At 73.3% G+C, this 3,967-nt stretch carries 3 protein-coding genes; all 3 read right to left on the reverse strand.

What is annotated here, in order from left to right; genetic code table 11:
- Positions 1–81: 81 nt before the first annotated feature.
- Complete coding sequence (locus tag IF99_RS0129880; RefSeq protein WP_031001532.1) at positions 82–1,701, reverse strand: penicillin-binding transpeptidase domain-containing protein; 1,620 nt, start codon at positions 1,699–1,701, stop codon at positions 82–84.
- A 138-nt stretch (positions 1,702–1,839) separates the two neighbouring features.
- Positions 1,840–2,070 carry a hypothetical protein gene (locus IF99_RS0129885; protein WP_031001534.1) on the reverse strand — a complete coding sequence of 77 codons (231 nt, stop codon included), beginning with the start codon at positions 2,068–2,070 and terminating at the stop codon, positions 1,840–1,842.
- A gap of 35 nt (positions 2,071–2,105) precedes the next feature.
- Entirely contained in the window at positions 2,106–3,860 is a 1,755-nt protein-coding gene (locus IF99_RS0129890; protein WP_031001536.1) for a dolichyl-phosphate-mannose--protein mannosyltransferase, read from the reverse strand.
- Positions 3,861–3,967 lie beyond the last annotated feature (107 nt).

The following is a 3,967-nucleotide window of genomic DNA, read 5'->3' on the forward strand; positions in this document are numbered from 1 at the left end:
CCCCCCCCCCCCCCGCCCGCCGCCCGCCGCCGCCCGCCATCGTCCGCCGCCCGGCCCCTCGGCCTCCCGCCCCGCCTCGCCTCACCCCGTGGCGCGCAGCACCGCCGCCACGATCGGGCCCGCCACGTCGCCGCCGTGGCCGCCCTGTTCCGCGTACGCGGCGGCCGTGATGTCGCCCCGGTAGCCGGCGAACCAGCTGTTCGACTGCTTCTGCCCGTCCACCTCCGCCGAGCCGGTCTTCGCGCCGATGTCGGGGCCGAGCCCGCTCATCGCGGTCGCCCCGGTACCGCTCGTCGCGGTGAGGTTCATCATCTGCCGCAGCTGCGCCGCCGTGCTCGCGCTGAGCCCGGCGGCCCGGGCCAGCGGGCGCTTGTCGAAGGAGGCGGGAACGAGGACGGGCTGGCGGAAGGCGCCGTCGCGGATCGTCGCGACGACGGAGGCGAGGTTGAGCGGATTGAGCTGCACCTTGCCCTGGCCGATGAGCGAGACGCCCTTGTCGTCCCCCTCGGCGACCGGCACCTTCCCGTCCGCCGAGGCGATGCCCGTCTTCCAGTCGTCGCGCCCGAGCCCGAACTTCTCGCTCGCCTCGGCGCCGAGGTCGCCGGGCTGAAGCTTCGGCGCGAAGGAGACGAAGGAGGTGTTGCAGGAGATCGCGAAGGCCCGTGCGAGCGTCGCGCCCGGATCGGCCTCCATCCCCGTGAGGTTGTGCACGGTCTGCCCGCCCGACAGCGCCGTGGCGGGGCAGGGGGCGGGCCCGTTCGCGCTGGTCAGGCCCTTGTCTATGAGCATCGCCGCCGTGATCATCTTCATCGTCGAGCCGGGCGCGACGGTCCCCTGGAAAGCGGCGTTGAACTGGTCGTCGCGGTGGTTGGCGACGGCGAGGATGTCGCCCGTACCGGCCTGCTCGACGACGACGGACGCGTTCGCGTACGAGGCCACGGCCTTCTCGGCGGCCGCCTGCACCGTCGCGCTGAGCGTCGTCGGCACCCGCCCCGGCTTGCCCTTGTCCAGCGTGAGCAGCGTCGTGTCCGCAGCGTCGTCAGCGTGCTTGATCACCAGCTCGACGGCCCCGGAGCCGCCCGCCTTCTGCCCGTACCGCTCCCTGAGCTGGGCGAGGACCGGCGCGAGCGAGGGGTAGGTCTTGACGTCGAGCACCTTGTCGTCCCGGTCGACGAGCGTCACGGGTGGCGCGTCGGCGTCCCCCGTGACGAGCAGGTCGCCCTCCTTCATCCGCGGATGCACGAGCGTGGGCGTCCACTTGACGACCGGGTGTCCGGTCGCCTCCGAGCGGATCACCGTCAGCTCCGTGTCGTACGCGAGGGACTTGCCGCGCACGGCGAGCTTCACGTGGTACGGCAGCCGCGTGCCCGCCGCGGTGCCCGGCGTCAGGGTCACCTTGCCGACGTGCGCCTTGTCCCGTACGCCCTGGAGCGCGACCCCGGCGGGCGCGGGCCGGCTGGTCAGGGCGGCGGCCGCGGTGACGCGCCCCGCGCCCCACGTGCGGAGGAACTTCTCGCCGGTCTCCCGTACGTCCTTTGCCGTCAGCGGCGTGTCGAGGCGCTTGGCGACGGCCTCGGCCGAATTCTCGTCCGCCGTGCCCGAGGTGACGGCGTGGACGAGGTTGTACGCCCCGTACCCGCCCCCACCGAGCAGCACGACGAGCGCCCCCGACACCACCGAAACCTTCACCCCGGTGCGCATGACAGCTCTCCCCCTCCCCGTCTGTGGTCCTCAGGAGCCTATGCGGCGCACGGGACCTGTGGAGATCCCGTTACGGGATCGCGACGATGACGCGGCCGTTGTCCGCCTGGGGCGGGTCCAGCGGGCGGTGGGGAAGGGTCAGCCCGGGTGGGGTTCGGCCTGTGCCTGGTCGAGGAGTTCGGGGTACGCCTCCCGCGCCTCCTGCGTGGAGAGGCCGAGGAGCATCGCCGACCAGGGGACGGGGCAGGGCGGGGCGTGGCCGGGATCGGGACACAGCAGGTGCTCGATCCGCCGCTTGAGCTCCTCGGCCCGCGCCGGGGTGGCGTACAGGCCCAGGCGCAGTTCCTGGACGCTTCGCTCGTGGGACATCGCTCACCTTTTCCGCTGTTCCGCCCGATGCCCGCTCAGATCCAGGAGTTGAGCCACATCCGGTCGTGCCAGGACCCGTAGGGGATCGCCGTACCCGTGTAGAGGGGCCAGAAATACACGAAGTTCCACGCGATGAGGAGGAAGAGCACCCCCGCCGCCGTCGCCCCGACCGTCCTGCGCCGCTCCGTGGCACCCGCGGGGCCGAGCACGGCGCCGACGAGCATGGTCAGCGCGAGGCACAGGAAGGGCACGAAGACGACCGCGTAGAAGTAGAAGATCGTGCGCTCCTGGTAGTGGAGCCACGGCAGCCAGCCGGCGGCCACCGCGCCGAGGATCGCGCCCGCGCGCCAGTCGCGGCGGAAGACCCAGCGCCACAGGACGTAGACGAGCGCGGCGCACGCCGCCCACCACAGCGCGGGCGTGCCGAGCGCGAGGACCTCGCGGGCGCAGTCGCCCGAAGTGCCGCTCGGGCAGCCGTCGCTGCCGGGGGGCGGGGACTCGTAGAAGTACGAGACCGGGCGGCCGTCGACCATCCAGCTCCACGGGTTGGACTGGTAGCGGTGGCCGTCGGTGAGGCCGACGTGGAAGCGGTAGACCTCGTGCTCGTAGTGCCACAGGCTCCGCACCCAGTCGGGCAGCCAGGTGAAGTGGCCGCCCTGCCCCGCCGTCTTCGCCCAGTCGCGCAGGTAGCCGCCCTTGCCGTTGTCGGGCGAGGCGATCCAGGCGGTCCAGGAGGCCAGGTAGACGGCGAAGGCGACCGGGACCATCGAGACGAAGGCGATCGGCGAGTCGCGCAGCAGCATCGCGCGCCAGGCGCGCGCCGGGGGCGCGCCCGCGACCTTGCGCGCGCCGACGTCCCACAGGACCGTCATGACGCCGAACACGGCGAGGATGAGGAGGCCGTTCCACTTCGTGCCGAAGGCGAGGCCGAGGCAGATCCCGGCGGCCCAGCGCCAGGGCCGCAGGCCGAGGGACACCGTCCCGGCGGTCGCGGCGTCCGCCCGTACGACCCCGTCGGCGTCGACCGGGAGCGCGGCGAGCAGCCGGGCGCGGGCCCGGTCGCGGTCCAGGAGCAGGCAGCCGAAGGCGGCGAGCACGAAGAACATCAGCACGAGGTCGAGGAGCGCGGTGCGGCTCATCACGAGGTGCAGGCCGTCGATCGTGAGCAGCGCGCCCGCGAAGCAGCCGAGGAACGTCGAGCGGAACATGCGCCGCCCGATCCGGCACAGCATCCACACGGAGGCGGTGCCGAGCACGGCCGTCATGAAGCGCCAGCCGAAGGGCGTGAGACCGAAGAGCCACTCGCCGATCCCGATGACGTACTTGCCGACCGGCGGGTGCACGACGTACGCGGCCTGCGTCGGGACGTCGACGGTGGAGGGGTCGGCGAGGATCTGCTTGTTGGCCTGCTCGCCCCAGCTCACCTCGTAGCCGCGGTGGATGAGCGCCCAGGCGTCCTTCGCGTAGTACGTCTCGTCGAATATCACCGCCTTCGGCGAGCTGAGGTGCCAGAAGCGCGTGACCCCGGCGACGAGGGTGATCAGCAGCGGACCGAGCCAGCTCGCGGAGCGCACGAGGAAGGCGGAGAGGCGGTACGGGAGACCGATCGCCGTCCACAGCCCCGGGTCGGCGGGCCCCGCCCACGGCGGGTCGAGGCGTTCGGCGACGCTCGCCTCGCGGCGCCTGGGCACGTAGCCGAAGCGGCGCAGGCGCCGCTGCCAGGGCGGTGGGGCCTGGGGATCGGCGGCCTGCGCCTGGCCGGCCTCGGTCGAGGAAGCGGTACTGGTCACCGGGTCATCGTAGGGAACGAGTCCGCGGGAGTCCCGGAGACGCCCGGCACGGCAGGGGCGGGGGAGCGGGCGGGCCGGGCGGCGGCGGGCGGGGGAGCGCGTGGGCC

It is taken from the genome of Streptomyces sp. NRRL F-5630 (assembly GCF_000719475.1).
Taxonomy (GTDB): Bacteria; Actinomycetota; Actinomycetes; order Streptomycetales; family Streptomycetaceae; genus Streptomyces.

Excerpts from the sequence above, each read along its gene's own strand:
- IF99_RS0129880 (WP_031001532.1), bottom strand. The coding sequence starts at position 1,701 with ATGCGCACCGGGGTGAAGGTTTCGGTGGTGTCGGGGGCGCTCGTCGTG.
- IF99_RS0129885 (WP_031001534.1), bottom strand. The coding sequence starts at position 2,070 with ATGTCCCACGAGCGAAGCGTCCAGGAACTGCGCCTGGGCCTGTACGCC.